This is a genomic window from Ancylobacter polymorphus, from assembly GCF_030813495.1.
Taxonomy (GTDB): Bacteria; Pseudomonadota; Alphaproteobacteria; order Rhizobiales; family Xanthobacteraceae; genus Ancylobacter; species Ancylobacter polymorphus.
In genome coordinates this window covers 140695-159529 of record NZ_JAUSUI010000002.1, presented here as the reverse complement: position 1 = coordinate 159529, position 18835 = coordinate 140695, and the positions used below count along the sequence as shown (strand labels likewise).

Sequence of the window (18835 nt, the reverse complement as noted above, 5' to 3'; positions counted from 1 at the left end):
CTACCGGGCGTCAGAGCCCGAAACGGGCCCATAATGCCCGTTCCTCTGCGGCGGAAATGAGGGCCTGCGCCGCCCCCGCGCCGATCTCCGCCGCCGGTCCCTGACCGGCCGCCGCCGCCGCACTGACGCCGGGGGAGCGGCGGCCGAACAGGCCCGGCTTCACCTCGATCAGCGGCGTGCGGACGCTCTCGCCATAGCGGGCGCGCAGAAAGCCCCGGAGATCGCCGAGCGCGTCGACCAGGCCCAGCTCCTGCGCCTGCGGCGCCGCCCAGAACTCGCCGGAGAACAGCGTGTCGTCGTCGCCCGAGAGCACATCGCCGCGCCGTGCCTTCACCAGTGCGACGAAGGCGGCATGGATTTCCTGCTGCAGGGCTTTCAGCCGCTCGACATCCTCGGGCTTTTCCGGCTGGAACGGGTCGAGCATCACCTTGCGGGTGCCGGCGGTGTAGACGCGGCGCTCGATGCCGAGCTTTTCCAGCGCGGCGGGAAAGCCGAAGCCGGCGCTGACCACACCGATGGAGCCGACAATGGAGAAATCGTCGGCGACAATCTCGTCCGCCGCGCAGGCCAGCATATAGCCGCCCGAGGCCGCGACATCCTCGACGAAGGCGATGACCGGCAGCTGCTTCTCCGCCGCCAGCGCACGGATGCGCTTGTAGACGAGATGCGACTGGGTCGGCGCGCCGCCGGGCGAATTGATCACCAGCGCCACCGCTTTCGCTCCCTTCACCGCGAAGGCGCGCTCCAGCGCCCGCGCCGTGTTGGCGAAGGTGATGCCGGGCCGGAACGGGCTCGCCATGCCGATCGCCCCGGTGAGCCGCACCACCGGCACCACGGGCGTCCCGCCACGCAGCCTGGCGGGCAGGAAGGGATCGAGGCGGCGGCGAAGGTCGGAAAGGAAGGATGAACTGGCCATAGGGTACAGATAGGGTGCGTTCGCGATTTGCTCAATGACCGCGCGCAGGCTTGTGACGCAGCGTCAATCGGGGCCGATCGCACGCCCCTCGCGCAGCACCTGTTCCGCCGCCGCGCTCGGCCGGCCGGCATCCTCCGCCAGCACGAAGCCCGGCAGGACGGCGGGGGGCGTGCGCCGGCCCTTCACCGCCCCGATCAGCAGCCGGTGCGCCGGCGCGCCGGGCCCGGGGTGCACCGGGCGGATCGTCACGGCTCCGAAACGGCCCTTCAGCCCCTCCAGCAGCGCCTCGATCGCCTCCGGCCGGTGGATCAGCGCCAGCCGCCCGCCGGGGGCGAGCAGCCGCTCCGCCGCGCGCAGCCAGGTCGCCACATCGGCATCGGCGATGGCATGGGCGAGCGCACGGCCCGCATGCGGCGAGAGGCGGTGGCGGGCGGGGTCGTTGAAGGGCGGGTTCATCAGCACGAGATCGGCGGCGCGGGCGGGCGGCTCCGGCGGCCCGGAGGGGCGGCCGAGCGTGGCGACATCGGCCTCGACCACCCGCACCCTCCCCGACAGGTCCGGCGACTGGCGGGCGGCGTTGCGGAGGGCGAGCCCGGCAAGTTCCGGCACGATCTCGACCAGCGTCACCTGCGCCGCCGGCACCCGCACGGCATAGGCGAGGCCGGCCGCGCCGACCCCGGCGCCGAGATCGACCACGCGCGCCGCCTCCGGCGCGCTCGCCGCCAGCAGCATGGCGTCATGCCCGGCGCGGTGCCCGCGCGGCGGTTGCAGCAGCTGAAGCCGCCCGCCGAGAAAGGCGTCGTCGGTCAGGGCGTCCTCGGCCGGCACCTCCTCCGTCCCGGCGCTCATGGCGCGACGAGCGCAGCGCCGAAGCCGGCGCCGTCCAGCAGCGCCCGCGCCTCGCCTTCGCGGTCTTTCTCCACCAGCAGCCGGCGCGGCAGCAGGCCGATCGAGCCTTCCATCACGCTCATATGCTGGTCGAGCACGAGATGACCGATGCCGGCGCTGTCGAGCAGGGCGGCGATGGCGGAGAGGAGGACGATGTCGTTGGTCCGCAGGATTTCACGCATCGCCTATATGAGGCCGCGTGCCGGCCGGCTGGCAAGCGCCGCGTCCGGCCGTCTGCCGGCCGCCTCACCGGCGCATCTCGGCGCGCACGGCGGGGTCGAAATCCTTGTCGAGGCCAAGGCGCACAATTTCGCGATACTGCATGGTCAGCTTGCGCTTCAGCACGGGGAAGCCGAGTTCCAGCACGAATTCCGGGTGCATCATCGGGAAGGAGGCGAAGAGCCGCTTGCGGCGGATTGAGCGCGCCAGCGCGTCGCGGATGCGCAGCGGCGACCATCCCTTGGCGATCAGCGGCTTGAGCTGGGCCGCGTCCTTCGGGTTGAGCTGGCACTGATAGGCGAAGATTCGGGCAAGCTTGTCAGGGTCGTCCAGCGCCATCAGCCGGTCGATCACCGTCCGCCAGTGGACGAGCGCTCCCAGCGTATAGCCCCGGCGGGCGAAATGGCGCGACAGGCCGCGCTCCAGCCGCCGCACCACCAGATGCTTGTTGTCGATCAGCGGCATGTCGCGCCAGAAGGCGAGAAACTCCGCGCTCGCCAGCAGGCGCGGCGAGAAGCGCAGGAAATAGGACTGCACATAGTCCCGGCTCACGCCGAAGCGCGGCACGCCATTGAGCAGGAAGCCGAACACGTCTTCCGGTGCCTGCCGGCAGCGCGCCAGCGCATCGCAATCCGTGCGCAACGGGAACCACAGGCTGTCATTCATCACCACCAGAAGGCGAGGGCGCACGCCGCGCTCGAACAGGGTGAGAATGCCCTCGCGGAACCCGCCGAAATCATAGCCGATATTGGGCCGTTCGATCACCAGATGCGTATCAAGCGCCAGCCGCGCCCGGTCCTCGTCGCGCAGCGGCGCGTTGGACACGACGACGCAGGCAAGCCCGTTGCGGGCGAAATGGGCGAGCGTGGCCAGGGTAGAGGCGGGGATGCCGTCACGCGGAAAGATCACCAGAATGGCGACCTCGTCGGCGATCGGCTGCCGTCCTTGCGTAACCCTCACGCGTTCATGGCGGCTCGCATCATATTCGCGCCGCCGCACGGCGCCGAGAAACAAATACGGGGTGCTGCGCAGCTTGGCGCGCCAGCGTCCAAGCTCCTTGCGGACTTTCGAAACCAAGGCCAAGCCCGAGACCCCAAGCAAAACGACGGATGGCGATTACTGGCAAATCGGCGTTATCTCCGCAACAGCGGGTTTCGATGCCGGTACGGCACGGCGCACCGCCGCGCAACCTCGGCCGCGCGGGCCGGAAAAGGTCGCTCCACGAAAACTTTCACCTTCCGGCCGGGTAAGCTATGAGAACCCGTCGGGTTGCGTGTGCACCGGCGCTCGCCGTCGCCATTGCTGAGGGAGCCCCCTTTGTCCGTCGCCTACTCCTTCGCTACCGCCGCGACCCCGACCGAAGCCTCGCTGGAGGGCATCGTCGGCCTCGTGCGCGCCGACATGGACCGCGTCAACGCGCTGATCCTGTCGCGCACCGGCTCCGAGGTGACGATGATACCGGAGGTGGCGCAGCACCTGATTTCGTCCGGCGGCAAGCGCCTGCGCCCCATGCTCACCCTCGCGACCGGGGCGCTCTCCGGCTATGAGGGCGACGGCACGGTGAAGCTCGCCGCCTCGGTCGAGTTCATGCACACGGCCACGCTGCTGCATGACGACGTGGTGGACGACAGCGAGATGCGCCGCGGCAAGCTCGCCGCCCGCATGCTGTGGGGCAATGAGGCGAGCGTGCTGGTGGGCGATTTCCTGCTCGGCCAGGCCTTCCGCATGATGATCGAGGTCGGCAATATGCGGGCGCTCGACATTCTCTCCACCGCCGCCGTCGTCATCGCCGAGGGCGAGGTCGCCCAGCTCGCCGCCGCCAAGAATATCGGCACGGATGAGGAAGCCTATCTCGCGGTGATTCGCGGCAAGACGGCGGAACTCTTCGCCGCCGCCTGCGAGGTCGGGCCGGTGCTGGCCGGGCGCACCAAAGAAGAGCAGGCCGCCTGCCGCGCCTATGGCATGAATCTCGGCATCGCCTTCCAGCTCGTCGACGACGCGCTCGACTATGGCGGCTCGCAGGCCGATCTCGGCAAGAATGTCGGCGACGATTTCCGTGAGGGCAAGATCACGCTGCCCATCGTGCTGGCGGTGCGCCAGGGCGACGAGACGGAGCGCGACTTCTGGCGCCGCTGCCTGGAGCGCGGCGAGATCGGCGAGGGCGACCTCGAACAGGCCATGGGCCTGCTCGTGCGCCACGGCGCCATCGCCCAGACGGTGGAGCGCGCCCGCGCCTATGGCGCCGCCGCCAAGCAGGCGCTCGATGTCTTCCCCGCCAGCCCGGCGCGCGAGGCGCTGCTCGACGTGGTGGATTTCTGCGTCGCCCGCGTGCGCTGAGCCCGCCCTTGCGCGCGGCCTCTAGAGCGTTTTCGAGCGAAATGGATACCGGTTCGCGTGAAGAAAACGCGAAAAAACAATGAACTAGATCATTTCACTGTTTCCGAGAAACAGTGAAATGATCTAGCCGCGCGGTGCGTAGAGCATGAGCGCCGCGCCGGTGAGGCAGATCGCCCCGCCCAACAGGTCCCAGCGGTCGGGGCGGAAGCCTTCCACCGCCCACAGCCAGACCAGCGACGCCGCGACATAGACCCCGCCATAGGCGGCGAAGGCGCGCCCGGCGGCGGCGGCGTCGACCTGGGTGAGCGCGGCGCCGAAGGCGAGGAGGCTGAGCCCGCCCGGCACCAGCCACAGCGCGCTCGCCCCGTTGCGAATCACCGCCCAGAAAGCGAAGCAGCCGGCGATTTCAAGAAAGGCCGCGAGGGCGAAGAACAGGGCGGTGTGCATGAGTTGCTCCGCGCCCTCCCGCTCAGCCCAGCACGGTGGATTTCACCCACCAGCCCGGATGCGCGCCCGTCACCTGCCGCGCGGCGGCGGCGGCGGCGCGGCAATCGTCATAGAGCGCGAACATCGTCGCCCCGGAGCCGGACATGCGCACCAGCCGCGCGCCCGCCGTCGCGACCAGCGCCCGCTCGACATCCCCCAGCACCGGGGCCAGCAGGCGGGCCGGCGGCTCAAGGTCGTTCGGCTCCACGGCGAGCCAGTCCAGCAGCGCCGCCCGCGACGGCGACGGCGGAAAGGCCGCGCCGCCCGTGGCAAACGACATGCCCGGCGCCAGCGCCAGGGCGCGGAACACCTCGGCGGTGGCGACGGCGACGCGCGGATTGACCAGCACCGCGCCGAAGCGCGGCAAGGCGAGCGGGGTAATGGCCTCGCCGCGCCCGGCCATCAGGCAGGAGCGGCCATAGAGGCAGGCCGGCACGTCGGAGCCGGTGGCGAGCGCGGCCTGAAACAGCCTTTCATCGTCCACGACGAGCCCATTGGCCCGCGCCAGCAGCCGCAGCGCCGCTGCCGCATCGGCCGAGCCGCCGCCGAGCCCCGCCGCCACCGGCAGCCTCTTGGCGAGGGTGAAGCGGCCGAGCACCAGCCCCGGCACACGCGCCGCCAGCGCCCGCGCCGCCTTCAGCACCAGATTGTCCGCCTCCCCCGCCAGCACCGGCGCGCCGGGCCCTTCCAGCGCGAGGCTCAGTTCGGCGCCCGGCCGCAGCGACAGGCGGTCGCCGGCACCGGCAAAAGCGACCACGCTCGACAAATCGTGATAGCCATCCGCGCGCCGGCCCAGCACCCGCAAGGAGAGGTTCACCTTGGCGGGCGCGCGTTCATGCAGCAGGGCGGAGGGCGGCAGAGCGGAGGGCATGGCCCCGCTTATGCGACGCGCGCCGGCCGCCGGCAAGCGAGGGCTGCTCCGGGGAAGCGACGGCGGCGCGCCACCGTCGCCGGAGGCCGCCGCAAGCGTCCGACTTGCGCAAGACCGCCTTTTGGCTGTATAAGCAGCGCATTCAACGATCTCACAAACGATCATATGGTCGGTTGAGAGTGGGTTCCGCCGGCGGAGCCCGCTCTTTTTGCATTGCGGATCGTCAGGCGATCCGACGAGGACGATGAGCGACACCGAAGCCCACGCCATAGACGCGACCACCCCGCCCGAGGGCCGGCTCGACGAGCCGCGTCTCGTCATCGAGGCCGGCCCCGCCGCCCGTGTCGCCGCCATTGTCGGCCCGGTGCTGCAAGGGCTCGGCTTCCGTCTGGTGCGCGCCAAGATTTCCGGCGGCAGCCCGCCGACCCTGCAGATCATGGCCGAGCGCCCGGACGGTTCCTTCGGCATTGACGAGTGCGAGGCGGCGAGCCGCGCCATCTCGCCCGTGCTCGATGTCGAAGACCCGATTTCCGGCGCCTACAACCTCGAAATGTCCTCGCCCGGCATCGACCGGCCGCTGGTGCGGCTGTCCGATTTCCAGCGCTGGGCCGGCCATGACGTGAAGATCGAGATGGCCGTGCCGCATGAGGGGCGCAAGCGCTTCCGCGGCATCCTCGCCGGCGCCGAAGGCACGAATGCGCTGGTGCGCCTGCCGGACGCCCCGGCCGATGCGCCCGGCACCGTCGCTTTGCCCATCACGGACATCGGCGACGCCCGGCTCGTTATGACCGAGGCGCTGATCCGCGACGCGCTGCGCCGCGACAAGGCGCTGCGCGAGGGCGCGGGCATCGAGGAAGACGACATCGACACCGCCGATATCGGCGACGTGCCGCTCGACGGCGATGACGACGAGAACGGCGACGACGACATGTTCGTCGGCGGCGAGGGCGTCGCCCCGCGCGTCATTCCGCCGAAGAAGATGCCGGTGAAGCAGAAATCCAAGCCGATGCTGAAGCCCAAGGGCGCGGCCAAGCCCGGCAAGAAATCCAACGCCAAACGCAAATCCTATGCGAAGGAGACGCACTGATGGCCGTCGTCAGCGCCAACCGGCTTGAACTCCTGCAGATCGCCGACGCGGTCGCGCGGGAAAAGACGATCGACCGGGGCATCGTGATCGCCGCGATGGAAGATGCGATCGCCAAGGCCGCGCGCTCGCGCTACGGCGCCGAGACCGACATCCATGCCGAGATCAACCCGCGCACCGGCGAGCTGCGCCTCGCCCGCCACCTGCTGGTGGTCGAGCAGGTCGACAACCCGGCGGTGGAGATCGACCTCATCGGCGCGCGCCGGCTGAACCCGGCGGCGCAGATCGGCGATTCCATCGCCGACACCCTGCCGCCCTTCGATTTCGGTCGCATCGCTGCCCAGTCGGCCAAGCAGGTGATCGTGCAGAAGGTGCGCGAGGCCGAGCGCGACCGTCAGTATGACGAGTTCAAGGACCGCATCGGCGAAATCGTCAACGGCGCGGTCAAGCGCGTCGAATACGGCAATGTCGTCGTCGATCTCGGCCGCGGCGAAGCCTCGCTGCGCCGCGACGAATTGCTGCCGCGCGAAGTGTTCAAGACCGGCGACCGCATCCGCGCCTATGTCTATGACGTGCGCCGCGAGCAGCGCGGGCCGCAGATCTTCCTCTCGCGCACCCATCCGCAGTTCATGGCCAAGCTGTTCGCGCAGGAAGTGCCGGAGATCTATGACGGCATCGTCGAGATCAAGTCGGTGGCCCGCGATCCCGGCTCGCGCGCCAAGATCGCCGTCACCTCGCGCGATTCCTCGGTCGATCCGGTCGGCGCCTGCGTCGGCATGCGCGGCTCGCGCGTGCAGGCGGTGGTGAACGAGCTGCAGGGCGAGAAGATCGACATCATTCCGTGGTCGCCGGATGTCGCGACCTTCATCGTCAACGCCCTCGCCCCGGCCGAAGTGGTCAAGGTGGTGCTGGACGAGGACCGCGAGCGTATTGAAGTTGTGGTCCCGGATGCCCAACTAAGCCTCGCCATCGGCCGCCGCGGCCAGAATGTGCGCCTCGCCTCCCAGCTCACCGGCTGGGACATCGACATCATGACCGAGGCGGAAGAGAGCGAGCGGCGGCAGAAGGACTTCGCCGAGCGCACCACCATGTTCGCCGAGGCGCTCGACCTCGACGAGATGATGGGCCAGCTGCTGGCCTCCGAAGGTTTCGCCTCGGTCGAGGAAATCGCCTATGTGCCGCTGAACGAACTGGCGAGCATCGAGGGCTTCGACGAGGACACGGCGCAGGAACTGCAGAACCGCGCCCTCGCCCATCTGGCGCAGGTGGAAGCCGCCTTCGACGCCCGCCGCCGCGAACTCGGGGTCGAGGACGCGCTGCGCGACGTGCCGGGCGTCACTTCACCCATGCTGGTGGCGTTCGGCGAGAACGACATCAAGACGGTCGAGGACCTCGCCGGCTGCGCCACCGACGACCTCACCGGCTGGACCGAGCGCAAGGACGGCGAAACCGTCCGCGTCGCCGGCGCGCTGGAAGGTTTCGAACTGTCGCGCGAGGACGCCGAGCAGCTGATCATGCAGGCCCGCGTCAAGGCCGGCTGGATCACCGCTGAGGAACTTGCCGGCCCGGCCGAGGACGAAATCGACGCCGAGGCGGACGAGGCCGGCGAGGCCGAGGCCTGAGCGGCCGGGCCGAGGGCGGCGCGACCGAAGGGAAGACGACGGTGACGGACGAGACGGCCCCGCAGGAGACGGCCCCTCACGGGGCGGCACCGGCGGACACCGGCCCCGAAGCGGGCTTCACGGACGCCGATCAGGCGGATGTGGGGCTCACCGATGCCGGCCTGCCGGATGCGGGCCGCGCCCCGACACGGCTGTGCATCGCCAGCCGGACGGTGCGGCCGGTCGAGGATCTGCTGCGCTTCGTCGTGGCGCCGGACGGCACGGTGGTGCCGGACATCCACGCCCGGCTGCCCGGGCGTGGCGCCTGGCTCACCGCACGGCGCGCCGTGCTGGCCGAGGCGCTGAAGCGGAAGGCATTTTCCCGCGCCTTCAAGGGCAAGGGACGTGCCGGCCCGGAACTGTCCGATCTCGTCGGCCAGCTCCTGGAAAAGGATGCGCTCGCCTCCCTCGGCATCGCCAAGAAGGCGGGGCAGGTGGTGACGGGCAACGCCAAGGTGATCGAGGCGCTGCAGAGCGGGAAGGTCGCGGTGCTTGTGCATGCGAGCGAAGCCGCCCCGGACGGGGTGGGAAAGCTCGACGCGCTGGCGCGGCGGATCGGCGAGGCTGACGGACGGGAAATTGCCCGCATCGGCAGCCTGCCGGGAACACAATTGGACTTGGCGCTTGGGCGGGCAAATGTGGTACATGCTGCGCTGCTCGCGCATCCGACGAGCGCGGGGTTCCTCGCGCGAATGAAACGGCTCGAAGGCTGGCGCGCGGAATAAGCAGGCTGGCCGACGATAGTGGGGCCTTCCCGCATGAGGCGGGAAGGTACAGGAACGGATACCGAATGACCGATACGAAGAACCCGGGCGAGAAGACGATGGGCGTCGGACAGGGCGGCAAGACCACCCTCACGCTCAAGCGACCTGTCGAGCAGGGCGTCGTCCGCCAGAGCTTCAGCCATGGGCGGTCCAAGTCCGTCGTGGTGGAGAAGGTGAAGCGCCGTGTGCTCGGCCCGGGCGACAAGCCCGAGGCCCCGACCCCGGCCGCGCCCGCTTCGCCGCCGGCATCCGCTCCGCCCGCCGCGCAGGCCGCCCGTCCGGCTCCGGCCGCTCCGGCCGCGCCCGCACGTCCGGCTCCCAGCGCCCCGGCGGCTGCCGCCGCTCCGGCACGCCCGGCGGTGAGCGCACCGGCACCGGCACCGGCGGCCCCCGCGCCGGCCCGTCCGGCCGCGAGCGCACCGGCACGCCCGGCCGCGAGCGCGGGCGCCCCCGCCCGCCCGGCGGCCAGCGCCCCCGCGGCGTCGAGCACGCCGGCAGGTTCGTCTTCCGGCCGGCCGCCGCTGCGCACCCAGCCTTCCCCGGGCGCCAATCTGTCGAGCCCCCGTCCGGCGCCGCAGGGCAGCCGCCCCGGCGGCGTGGTGCTTCGCACCCTGACGGAAGAGGAGGCCCGCGCCCGCGCCGCCGCCCTGCAGGATGCCCGCATCCGCGAGGTCGAGGAACGCAAGCGCGCCGAAATCGAGGCCGTCCGCCGCGCCGAGCGCGAGGCGCGCGAGAAGATCGAGCGTGAGGCCGCCGAGGCCCGCAAGCGCGAGGAAGAAGCGCGCCGCGCCTTCGACGAGGAAGCCAAGCGCAAATCCGAGCAGGAGGCGCGCAAGCGCTTCGGCGAGGACCAGCCTGCCGCTGCGGCGGCGAGCCCGGCCCCGCGCGCCGCCACGCCCGCCAGCCCGTCGCAGACCCCGGCCGCCGCTCCCGGCGCACCGCGTGTCGCAACGCCGCGCGGCCCGATGGATGCCGAGGAGGACGACCGCCGTCCGGCCCGTCGCGGCCCCGGTGGCGCCCCGGCGCGTCCCGCCGTTCCGGCCAAGCCGACCCGCACCGCCGGCCCGGAAAAGAGCCGCGGCCGCCTGACCGTCGTCAACGCCCAGTCGGCCGATGACGAGCGCCAGCGCTCCGTCGCCTCGTTCCGCCGCCGCACCCAGCGCATGAGCGGCCATCGCCATGTCGAGGCGAAGGAAAAGATCGCCCGCGAAGTGACCATCCCGGAAACCATCTCCATTCAGGAGCTGGCCAACCGCATGGCCGAGCGCGCGGTCGACGTGATCCGCCTGCTGATGAAGCAGGGCCAGATGGTGAAGATCACCGACGTGATCGACGCCGACACCGCCCAGCTCATCGCCGAGGAACTCGGCCACAGCGTGCGCCGCGTCGCCGAATCGGACGTGGAAGAAGGCCTGTTCGACACGGCGGACACCGAGGAGAACCTCGAGACCCGTCCGCCGGTCGTCACCATCATGGGCCATGTCGACCACGGCAAGACCTCGCTGCTCGACGCCATCCGCAAGGCCAATGTCGTCTCCGGCGAGGCCGGCGGCATCACCCAGCACATCGGCGCCTATCAGGTGACCTCGCCGCTCGGCGGCAAGATCACCTTCATCGACACGCCCGGCCACGCCGCCTTCACGGCGATGCGTGCGCGCGGCGCCAAGGTGACGGACATCGTGGTGCTGGTGGTGGCGGCCGATGACGGCGTCATGCCGCAGACGGTCGAGGCCATCAATCACGCGCGCGCCGCCAAGGTGCCGCTGATCGTGGCGATCAACAAGATCGACAAGCCGGACGCCAAGCCCGAGCGCGTGCGCAGCGAGCTGCTGCAGTACGAGGTTCAGGTCGAAAGCCTCGGCGGCGACACGCTGGAAGTCGAGGTCTCCGCCAAGGCCCAGACCAATCTCGACAAGCTGCTGGAGCTCATCAGCCTGCAGGCGGAAGTGCTCGACCTCAAGGCGAACCCCAACCGCGACGCGGAAGGCACCGTCATCGAGGCCAAGCTGGACCGCGGCCGCGGTCCTGTCGCCACCGTGCTGGTGCAGCGCGGCACGCTGCATGTCGGCGACATCGTCGTCGCCGGCGCCGAGATGGGCCGCGTGCGCGCGCTCATCGACGACAAGGGCAACAATGTCAGCGATGCCGGGCCGTCCTTCCCGGTGGAAGTGCTCGGCTTCAACGGCACGCCGGAGGCGGGCGACCGCCTCGCCGTGGTCGAGAACGAGGCCCGCGCCCGCGAGATCACCGACTATCGCCAGCGCCAGAAGCGCGAGAAGGCGGCGGCCCGTTCCGCCACCGTCCGCGGCTCGCTGGAGCAGATGATGAGCCAGGCCAAGACCACCGGCCGGAAGGAATTCCCGCTCATCATCAAGGGCGACGTGTCCGGCTCGGTCGAGGCGATCATCTCCTCGCTGGAAAAGCTCGGCACCGACGAGGTGCAGGCCCGCATCATCCACTCCGGTGCCGGCGGCGTGAACGAGAGCGACGTGACGCTGGCCGAGACGGCCGGCGCGGCGATCATTGCGTTCAATGTCCGCGCCAACAAGGAAGCGCGTGACGCGGCCGAGCGTGCCGGCATCGAGATCCGCTACTACAACATCATCTACGACCTCGTGGATGACGTGAAGGCGGCGATGGGTGGCCTGCTCGCCCCGGTCAACCGCGAGACCATGCTCGGCAACGCCCTCATCAAGGAGATCTTCGCGGTCTCCAAGGTGGGCAAGGTCGCCGGCTGCCTGGTCACCGACGGCATCGTCGAGCGCGGCCAGCATGTCCGCCTCATCCGCGACAACGTGGTCATCCACGAAGGCAAGCTGGCGACGCTCAACCGCTTCAAGGATGCGGTCAACACGGTGCATTCCGGCCAGGAATGCGGCATGTCCTTCGAGAACTACCAGGACATGCGCGCCGGCGACGTCATCGAGTGCTACCGCGTCGAGGTGGTGCAGCGCACCCTCTGAGCGGGCCCCCTCTGAGCCGGGCGGCCGACGCCGCCGCTCACGGCACATTCAGGCCGCTCCCGCACGCGGGCGCGGCCTTTCCACGGGAGCGCGCGGTCCAAGCCCGTTCGCTCCGGTCACGGTCGGCCCCTTGCTGCCTTATGCGGGCGGGGCCCTGAAGGTTTGATGACATGAAGAACAAAGCGAGTTCGGGCGCCGGCCCGAGCCAGCGCCAGCTGCGCGTGGGCGAGTTGGTGCGCCACGCCCTCTCCGACATTCTCGCCCGCGGCGACCTGCCCGATCCGGCTCTGGCCAAGGTGCTGATCACCGTGCCGGAAGTGCGGATGAGCCCGGACCTCAAGATCGCCACCTGCTATGTCATGCCGCTCGGCGGCAAAGACCCGAAGGCGGCGATCGAGGCGCTGGCGACCAATGCCAAGCCGCTGCGCGGCGAGATCGCCCGCCGGGTCGAGCTGAAATTCGTCCCCGAGCTGCGCTTCCGCATCGACACCTCCTTCGAGGAGGGCGCGCGCATCGACGCGCTGCTGCGCCTGCCGCAGGTGCAGCGCGACCTCGACGGCCCCGACACCGACACTCCTGACAGCCGAGAGGACGAGGCATGAGCGCCCCGCTCGATTCCGCCCACCCGACCGAGGACGCCGGGTTGCCGCCGGCCGCGCCGGTGGAGACCGGCCGCGAGGCCCCGCGCAAGCGCCGGCCCAAGCGCGATGTCGATGGCTGGGTGCTGCTCGACAAGCCGGTCGGCATGACCTCGACCCAGGCGGTCGGCGCGGTGAAATGGCTGTTCCAGGCCAAGAAGGCCGGCCATGCCGGCACGCTCGACCCGCTCGCTTCCGGCTGCCTGCCGATTGCGCTCGGCGAAGCGACCAAGACCGTTCCCTTCGTTATGGACGGGCGCAAGGTCTACCGCTTCACCGTGCGCTGGGGCATCGAGACCGACACCGACGACAGCGAGGGCCAGCCGGTCGAGACCTCCGAGGCGCGCCCGACGCGCGAGGCGATCCTCGACCTGCTGCCGAGCTTCCGTGGCGAGATCGAGCAGGTGCCGCCGGCCTATTCGGCGCTGAAGATCAATGGCGAGCGCGCCTATGATCTCGCCCGCGACGGCATCGAGGTGCAGCTCGCCGCCCGCACCGTGGTCATCCATTCGCTGGAGCTGGTCGAGCAGCCCGACGCCGACCACGCCGTGTTCGAGGCGGAATGCGGCAAGGGCACCTATGTGCGCTCGCTGGCCCGCGATTTCGGCCGGGCGCTCGGCGCGCGCGGCCACATCTCCGCCCTGCGCCGCACCCGCGTCGGCACCTTCGCGGAAGAGGATCTGGTGCCGCTGGCGAAGCTGCGCGAGGTCTCCGAATCCATGGACGACGCCCCGCCGCTGTTCGCGCTGCGCCCGGTGGAAATCGGTCTCGACAGCCTGCCGGCGCTGCGTGTGTCCTCGTCCGATGCCGCCCGCCTCGCCCATGGCCAGCCGATCATCCTGCGCGGGCGCGACGCGCCGGTGCTGGAAGGCCCGGTCGCCATCACCGCCGGCGGCCGCCTCATCGCCCTCGGCGAGGCCGAAGCCGGGGAGATCCACCCCAAGCGGATCTTCCATTCCGCGAAATAGGCGGACCGCCTCACGAGAAAGGCAGGCGCGGGTGGTTCATTCCGCCGGCCGCGCCGCCGCCCAGGCGAGCAGCGCGTCGAGGGCCGGGCACAGCGCCTGCCCCCACTCGGTGAGCGCATATTCCACCTTGGGCGGCACCTGCGGATAGACGACGCGCCGGACGATGCCGTCGCCCTCCATCTGCCGCAGCTGCTGCGCCAGCATCTTCTGCGAAATCGCCGGAATGGCCCGTTCCAGATCGGAAAAGCGCAGCACCCGTCCGCCGAACAGGTGGAACAGGATCACCAGCTTCCAGCGCCCTTCCAGCAGCTTCAGCGCCTGTTCGACGCCGGAGGCCGCCGACTCGCGCGTATAGGCGGCAGCCTTACTCTGGGGTAATGGGCTTACTTTTTCGTGCGTACTTGTCATTTGGTTAGCCTAAGCTCATCTCGGAGGCCCCGCAACCGCGCGGCGCGCGCCCGCCGCCGCCATCGGAGCCCGCCCGGATGAGTGTCGAACTTCCCCCCGCCATCGCCGCCTATTTCCGCGCCGACCGCGACGAACCCGCCGCCGTCGCCCGCTGCTTCACGCCGGAGGGCGTGGTGAAGGACGAAGGCCGGCTTCACCGCGGCCCGGAAGCCATCGCGGCCTGGAAGCGGCAGGCTTCCGCCGCCTATGAGTACACGAGTGAACCGATAAGCGTGGAGCCGGATGGCGAGCGCCTCATCGTGACGGCGCATGTCGTCGGCAATTTTCCCGGCAGCCCGGTGACTCTGCGCTATGGCTTCACGCTGGAGGGCGCGCATATCGCCCTTCTGGAGATCGCGCCCTGAGGAGCGCGGGGCGGCGCCGGCGCAGCTTCCACTAGCACCTGCGCCGTTTTCGTGTATGGTGCCGGCGCGTCGCGGACCCCCTGTCCGCGCGACCGTAGTTCTTTGACCGCGCTGGACGACATCCCGGCCCGGCCAATCTGCGGACCCGGCGCGCCCTTCCGGCCTTCCCGGCCCGGCGCCGCCTTTCACCTAAAGTCACGAAAGGACTTGCCCGATGTCGATCACTCCCGAGCGCAAGCAGGAGCTCATCAAGGAATACGCCACCAAGCCGGGCGATACCGGTTCGGCGGAAGTGCAGGTGGCGATCCTCACCGAGCGGATCACCAACCTCACCGGCCACTTCAAGGGCCACGCGAAGGACAACCACTCCCGTCGCGGCCTGCTCAAGATGGTGTCGGCGCGCCGTGGTCTTCTCGACTACCTCAAGAAGACCGAGGAAGCCCGCTACAAGGCGCTGATCCAGCGCCTGGGCATCCGCCGCTGAGGCACGACGCGAGGCTCGCGCCCCACAGGCGCGGGCCTCGTGCGCATTGACGACGGCGCGGGCGGAGGACCCGCCGCGCTGAAGACGCATGATGCGGCGGGCATGGGGCTCGCCGCGACCGACAGTGAAGCGGCGCGCCATGGCAGGATCGCCGGAGACTCGCGGGTCCGCGGCCCCGCCGCGCCGGCACCCGCCGCCCCGAGTCTCTCGCCGTCTTGCCCATGGCCCCGCTTCGGAAAGCCAGAGACAGACATGTTCGATATTCACCGCGAGGAACTCGACTGGGGCGGGCGCACGCTGACCCTCGAGACCGGCCGCATGGCGCGCCAGGCTGATGGCGCCGTGCTCGCGACCTATGGCGACACCACGGTGCTCGCCACCGCCGTTTCCGCCAAGGCGCCGAAGCCCGGCCAGGACTTCTTCCCGCTCACCGTCAACTACCAGGAAAAGACCTACGCCGCCGGCCGCATTCCCGGCGGCTATTTCAAGCGCGAAGGCCGCCCGAGCGAGAAGGAGACCCTCGTCTCCCGCCTGATCGACCGTCCGATCCGCCCGCTCTTCGCCGAAGGCTACAAGAACGACACCCAGGTCGTCGTCACCGTGCTCTCGCACGACCTCGAAAACGACCCGGACATCGTGGCCATGGTCGCCGCCTCGGCCGCCCTCACCCTCTCCGGCGTGCCGTTCATGGGCCCGATCGGCGGCGCCCGCGTCGGCTTCATCGACAATGAATATGTGCTGAACCCGACGCTCGACGAGCTGAAGGAATCGGCGCTCGACCTCGTGGTCGCCGGCACCGCCGACGCCGTGCTGATGGTCGAATCCGAAGCCAAGGAGCTCTCCGAAGAGGTGATGCTCGGCGCGGTCATGTTCGGCCACCGCCACTTCCAGCCGGTCATCGACGCCATCATCCGCCTCGCGGAGAAGGCCGCCAAGGAGCCGCGCGAGTTCAGCGCTCCCGACCATTCGGCGCTGGAAGCCGAGCTGCGCGCCCTGATCGACGCCGATCTGCGCGCCGCCTACAAGATCGTCCGCAAGCAGGACCGCTACGAGGCGGTCGCCAATGCCAAGGCGAAGGCCAAGGCGCATTACGCCGCCCTCGCCGCCGAAGGCAAGGACGTGCCGGACTCCCAGACCCTCTCCGAGGTGCTGAAGGAGCTCGAGGCCAAGATCGTGCGCTGGAACATCCTCGACGAGGGGATCCGCATCGACGGCCGCGACACCAAGACCGTCCGCCAGATCGTCGCCGAGGCGAGCGTTCTGCCGCGCGCCCACGGCTCCGCCCTGTTCACCCGCGGCGAGACGCAGGCCCTGGTGGTCGCCACGCTCGGCACCGGCGAGGACGAGCAGTTCATCGACAGCCTGGAAGGCACCTACAAGGAGCGCTTCCTGCTGCACTACAACTTCCCCCCCTTCTCGGTGGGTGAGACCGGCCGCATGGGCTCGCCCGGCCGCCGCGAAATCGGCCATGGCAAGCTCGCCTGGCGCGCCATCCGCCCGCTGCTGCCGCCCGCGCATGAATTCCCCTACACGCTGCGCGCCGTCTCGGAGATCCTGGAGTCGAACGGCTCCTCCTCCATGGCGACCGTCTGCGGCACCTCGCTCGCTCTGATGGACGCCGGCGTGCCGATGCGCCGCCCGGTGGCCGGCATCGCCATGGGCCTCATCCTTGAGGGCGAGAAGTTCGCCGTGCTCTCCGACATCCTCGGCGACGAGGACCATCTCGGCGACATGGACTTCAAGGTCGCCGGCACCGACAAGGGCGTCACCGCCCTGCAGATGGACATCAAGATCGCCGGCATCACCGAGGAGATCATGAAGGTCGCCCTCGCCCAGGCGAAGGATGGCCGTCACCACATTCTCGGCGAGATGAGCAAGGCGCTGACCGGCGCCCGCTCCGAGCTTGGCGAGCATGCCCCGCGCATCGAGGTGATCCAGATCCCGGTCGACAAGATCCGCGAAGTGATCGGTTCGGGCGGCAAGGTGATCCGCGAGATCGTCGAGAAGACCGGCGCCAAGATCAACATCGAGGACGACGGCACGGTGAAGGTCGCCTCCGCCTCGGGCGAGTCGATCAAGGCGGCGCTGAACTGGATCAAGTCCATCGCCTCCGAGCCGGAGATCGGCCACATCTATGAGGGCACGGTGGTCAAGGTCGTCGATTTCGGCGCCTTCGTGAACTTCTTCGGCGCCAAGGACGGCCTCGTGCACGTCTCGCAGCTCGCCAAGGAGCGCGTGGCCAAGCCCTCCGATGTCGTCAAGGAAGGCGACAAGGTGAAGGTGAAGCTGCTCGGCTTCGACGAGCGCGGCAAGACCCGCCTGTCGATGAAGGTCGTCGACCAGGCGACCGGCGAGGACCTCGAAGCCAAGGCCAAGGCCGAGGATGGCGAGGCCGCCACGGCGGAGTGATCCGCCGCCTTCGGGCGTTTGAGGATTGTGAGCGGGGCGCCCTTGGCGCCAGCTGCGAGAAGGAACGGGGCGCCCTGGGCGCCCCGTTTTCATTCGGGCGCCGCTGCGCGCGCACCTCAGGATGACGTGCCTCCCGGCTTCGCGGTTTTCGTGTCCCCGTTCACGGCATTCACCGTCAGGCTGAGGTGCCGGCCGCAGGCCGGCCTCGAAGCATCCTGCCGCAGGACGACGCAACCATTTCTCCGGGCGCCGCGGACAACGGAGCGCCGGCCCCCGCGTCCCGCACAAGCCTGCCCTGCCTGTCAGGCAATCGACACCGCCGGCGTATCAAGATTAGAATACTTCCAATCTTTATGGGGCCCGGCCATGAAACGCTTCTCCGACCTCAGCGAGGCGGAAATCCTCGCCCTCGCCATTTCCAATGAGGAGGAGGATGCCCGCATCTACCTCCAGTTCGCCAGCCGGCTGAAGGCGGACTATCCCGCCACGGCGGCGATGTTCGAGCGCATGGCGCAGGAGGAGCACGGCCACCGCCACGCGCTGCACCAGCTCTATGTCGCCCGTTTCGGCGAGGCCCTGCCCTACATCACCCGGCAGGATGTGAAGGGCTTTCTCAAGCGCAACCCGCTCTGGCTGATGGACACGCTGCGCATCGACGCGGTGCGCCGGCAGGCAGAGGTGATGGAATACGAGGCGCAGCAATTCTACATCAAGGCCGCCGCCCGCGCCCACGACGCCGCCACCCGCCAGCTTCTCGCCGACCTCGCCGAGGCGGAAAGCGCGCATGAGACGCTGGCGCACGAACTCGGCGGGCAGATCGAGACCAGCGGCGCCCGCGTGCATGAGGACGAAGCCGCTCACCGCGTCTTCGTGCTGCAGATCGTCCAGCCGGGCCTGGCGGGTCTGATCGACGGTTCGATCTCCACCCTGGCGCCGATCTTCGCCGCCGCCTTCGCCACCCAGGATTCCTGGGCCGCCTTCCTCGTCGGGCTCGCCGCCTCCATCGGCGCCGGCATCTCCATGGGCCTCACCGAGGGCCTGTCGGATGATGGCGCCATCACCGGGCGCGGCAGTCCGTGGCCGCGCGGCCTCGCTTGTGGGGTGATGACGATGCTGGGCGGGCTCGGCCACACCCTGCCCTATCTCATCCCGGACTTCTGGACCGCCACGGCGGTCGCCGGCGTCGTCGTCGCCGTCGAGCTCGCCGCCATCGCCTATGTGCGCACCCACTATATGGAAACGCCCTTCGGCTCGGCGCTGGTGCAGGTGGTGCTCGGCGGCCTGTTGGTGCTGGCCGCCGGCATCCTCATCGGCAGTTCGTGAAGGGGCGCTCGC

18 protein-coding genes are annotated in these 18835 nt (G+C 69.9%); 11 read left to right on the top strand and 7 right to left on the bottom strand.

Features of this window, described 5'->3' with window-relative positions; translation table 11 throughout:
* Positions 1-10 precede the first annotated feature (10 nt).
* The 4 genes from J2S75_RS05015 to J2S75_RS05000 all read right to left on the bottom strand — a co-directional run bounded on the left by J2S75_RS05015 (position 11) and on the right by J2S75_RS05000 (position 3100).
* A complete protein-coding gene (locus J2S75_RS05015; protein WP_307018730.1) occupies positions 11-916 on the bottom strand; it encodes a S49 family peptidase in 906 nt (301 codons plus the stop codon).
* A 63-nt stretch (positions 917-979) separates the two neighbouring features.
* The gene (locus J2S75_RS05010; RefSeq protein WP_307018729.1) at positions 980-1765 is read right to left on the bottom strand and encodes a tRNA1(Val) (adenine(37)-N6)-methyltransferase; all 786 of its coding nucleotides are present in this window, start codon (positions 1763-1765) and stop codon (positions 980-982) included.
* A complete protein-coding gene (locus J2S75_RS05005) occupies positions 1762-1986 on the bottom strand; it encodes a putative signal transducing protein (protein WP_307018728.1) in 225 nt (74 codons plus the stop codon). The genes J2S75_RS05010 and J2S75_RS05005 overlap by 4 nt, the downstream gene beginning before the upstream one ends.
* A gap of 64 nt (positions 1987-2050) precedes the next feature.
* On the bottom strand, positions 2051-3100 hold the full coding sequence (locus tag J2S75_RS05000) for a rhamnan synthesis F family protein (protein ID WP_307018727.1): 1050 nt from the start codon (positions 3098-3100) through the stop codon (positions 2051-2053).
* A gap of 240 nt (positions 3101-3340) precedes the next feature.
* On the opposite strand from J2S75_RS05000, the gene J2S75_RS04995 reads away from it, so the two are divergent.
* On the top strand, positions 3341-4360 hold the full coding sequence (locus tag J2S75_RS04995; RefSeq protein ID WP_307018726.1) for a polyprenyl synthetase family protein: 1020 nt from the start codon (positions 3341-3343) through the stop codon (positions 4358-4360).
* A gap of 123 nt (positions 4361-4483) precedes the next feature.
* Here the strand turns inward: J2S75_RS04995 and J2S75_RS04990 are convergent, their stop codons facing one another.
* A complete protein-coding gene (locus tag J2S75_RS04990) occupies positions 4484-4807 on the bottom strand; it encodes a YnfA family protein (RefSeq protein WP_307018725.1) in 324 nt (107 codons plus the stop codon).
* Between the two features lie 22 nt (positions 4808-4829).
* The gene (locus tag J2S75_RS04985) at positions 4830-5717 is read right to left on the bottom strand and encodes a 4-(cytidine 5'-diphospho)-2-C-methyl-D-erythritol kinase (protein ID WP_307018724.1); all 888 of its coding nucleotides are present in this window, start codon (positions 5715-5717) and stop codon (positions 4830-4832) included.
* 244 nt (positions 5718-5961) lie between these two features.
* Here J2S75_RS04985 and rimP point away from each other — a divergent pair, with 244 nt between their 5' ends.
* The 6 genes from rimP to truB all read left to right on the top strand — a co-directional run bounded on the left by rimP (position 5962) and on the right by truB (position 13795).
* On the top strand, positions 5962-6804 hold the full coding sequence (gene rimP, locus J2S75_RS04980; protein ID WP_307018723.1) for a ribosome maturation factor RimP: 843 nt from the start codon (positions 5962-5964) through the stop codon (positions 6802-6804).
* Positions 6804-8423, top strand: coding sequence for a transcription termination factor NusA (nusA, locus tag J2S75_RS04975; protein ID WP_244379969.1), 1620 nt, complete (start codon positions 6804-6806; stop codon positions 8421-8423). The genes rimP and nusA overlap by 1 nt, the downstream gene beginning before the upstream one ends.
* A gap of 41 nt (positions 8424-8464) precedes the next feature.
* Complete coding sequence (locus tag J2S75_RS04970; protein ID WP_307018722.1) at positions 8465-9187, top strand: RNA-binding protein; 723 nt, start codon at positions 8465-8467, stop codon at positions 9185-9187.
* A 65-nt stretch (positions 9188-9252) separates the two neighbouring features.
* Positions 9253-12189: a translation initiation factor IF-2 gene (gene infB / locus J2S75_RS04965; RefSeq protein WP_307018721.1), complete on the top strand. Its 2937-nt coding sequence runs from the start codon at positions 9253-9255 to the stop codon at positions 12187-12189.
* Between the two features lie 170 nt (positions 12190-12359).
* Positions 12360-12791, top strand: coding sequence for a 30S ribosome-binding factor RbfA (gene rbfA, locus J2S75_RS04960; RefSeq protein ID WP_244379980.1), 432 nt, complete (start codon positions 12360-12362; stop codon positions 12789-12791).
* Entirely contained in the window at positions 12788-13795 is a 1008-nt protein-coding gene (gene truB / locus J2S75_RS04955; protein WP_307018720.1) for a tRNA pseudouridine(55) synthase TruB, read from the top strand. The genes rbfA and truB overlap by 4 nt, the downstream gene beginning before the upstream one ends.
* Positions 13796-13831: 36 nt before the next feature.
* On the opposite strand, the gene J2S75_RS04950 is transcribed toward truB, so the two are convergent.
* Positions 13832-14203 carry a winged helix-turn-helix transcriptional regulator gene (locus J2S75_RS04950; protein ID WP_307018719.1) on the bottom strand — a complete coding sequence of 124 codons (372 nt, stop codon included), beginning with the start codon at positions 14201-14203 and terminating at the stop codon, positions 13832-13834.
* 77 nt (positions 14204-14280) lie between these two features.
* Here J2S75_RS04950 and J2S75_RS04945 point away from each other — a divergent pair, with 77 nt between their 5' ends.
* The 4 genes from J2S75_RS04945 (at position 14281) to mbfA (ending at position 18823) form a co-directional block, all read left to right on the top strand.
* The gene (locus J2S75_RS04945; protein ID WP_307018718.1) at positions 14281-14607 is read left to right on the top strand and encodes a nuclear transport factor 2 family protein; all 327 of its coding nucleotides are present in this window, start codon (positions 14281-14283) and stop codon (positions 14605-14607) included.
* Between the two features lie 214 nt (positions 14608-14821).
* Positions 14822-15091: a 30S ribosomal protein S15 gene (rpsO, locus tag J2S75_RS04940; RefSeq protein ID WP_244379988.1), complete on the top strand. Its 270-nt coding sequence runs from the start codon at positions 14822-14824 to the stop codon at positions 15089-15091.
* 252 nt (positions 15092-15343) lie between these two features.
* Positions 15344-17500, top strand: coding sequence for a polyribonucleotide nucleotidyltransferase (gene pnp, locus J2S75_RS04935; protein WP_307018717.1), 2157 nt, complete (start codon positions 15344-15346; stop codon positions 17498-17500).
* Between the two features lie 366 nt (positions 17501-17866).
* The gene (gene mbfA, locus J2S75_RS04930) at positions 17867-18823 is read left to right on the top strand and encodes an iron exporter MbfA (RefSeq protein ID WP_307018716.1); all 957 of its coding nucleotides are present in this window, start codon (positions 17867-17869) and stop codon (positions 18821-18823) included.
* Positions 18824-18835: the final 12 nt, after the last annotated feature.

Bases quoted from the DNA above. Each gene is read 5' to 3' on its own strand.
- rimP (WP_307018723.1), top strand. From the start codon at position 5,962: ATGAGCGACACCGAAGCCCACGCCATAGACGCGACCACCCCGCCCGAG.
- J2S75_RS04950 (WP_307018719.1), bottom strand. From the start codon at position 14,203: ATGACAAGTACGCACGAAAAAGTAAGCCCATTACCCCAGAGTAAGGCT.
- infB (WP_307018721.1), top strand. From the start codon at position 9,253: ATGACCGATACGAAGAACCCGGGCGAGAAGACGATGGGCGTCGGACAG.
- J2S75_RS05015 (WP_307018730.1), bottom strand. From the start codon at position 916: ATGGCCAGTTCATCCTTCCTTTCCGACCTTCGCCGCCGCCTCGATCCC.
- mbfA (WP_307018716.1), top strand. From the start codon at position 17,867: ATGAAACGCTTCTCCGACCTCAGCGAGGCGGAAATCCTCGCCCTCGCC.
- J2S75_RS04990 (WP_307018725.1), bottom strand. From the start codon at position 4,807: ATGCACACCGCCCTGTTCTTCGCCCTCGCGGCCTTTCTTGAAATCGCC.
- J2S75_RS04945 (WP_307018718.1), top strand. From the start codon at position 14,281: ATGAGTGTCGAACTTCCCCCCGCCATCGCCGCCTATTTCCGCGCCGAC.
- nusA (WP_244379969.1), top strand. From the start codon at position 6,804: ATGGCCGTCGTCAGCGCCAACCGGCTTGAACTCCTGCAGATCGCCGAC.
- rbfA (WP_244379980.1), top strand. From the start codon at position 12,360: ATGAAGAACAAAGCGAGTTCGGGCGCCGGCCCGAGCCAGCGCCAGCTG.
- J2S75_RS05010 (WP_307018729.1), bottom strand. From the start codon at position 1,765: ATGAGCGCCGGGACGGAGGAGGTGCCGGCCGAGGACGCCCTGACCGAC.
- J2S75_RS04985 (WP_307018724.1), bottom strand. From the start codon at position 5,717: ATGCCCTCCGCTCTGCCGCCCTCCGCCCTGCTGCATGAACGCGCGCCC.
- pnp (WP_307018717.1), top strand. From the start codon at position 15,344: ATGTTCGATATTCACCGCGAGGAACTCGACTGGGGCGGGCGCACGCTG.
- truB (WP_307018720.1), top strand. From the start codon at position 12,788: ATGAGCGCCCCGCTCGATTCCGCCCACCCGACCGAGGACGCCGGGTTG.
- rpsO (WP_244379988.1), top strand. From the start codon at position 14,822: ATGTCGATCACTCCCGAGCGCAAGCAGGAGCTCATCAAGGAATACGCC.
- J2S75_RS05005 (WP_307018728.1), bottom strand. From the start codon at position 1,986: ATGCGTGAAATCCTGCGGACCAACGACATCGTCCTCCTCTCCGCCATC.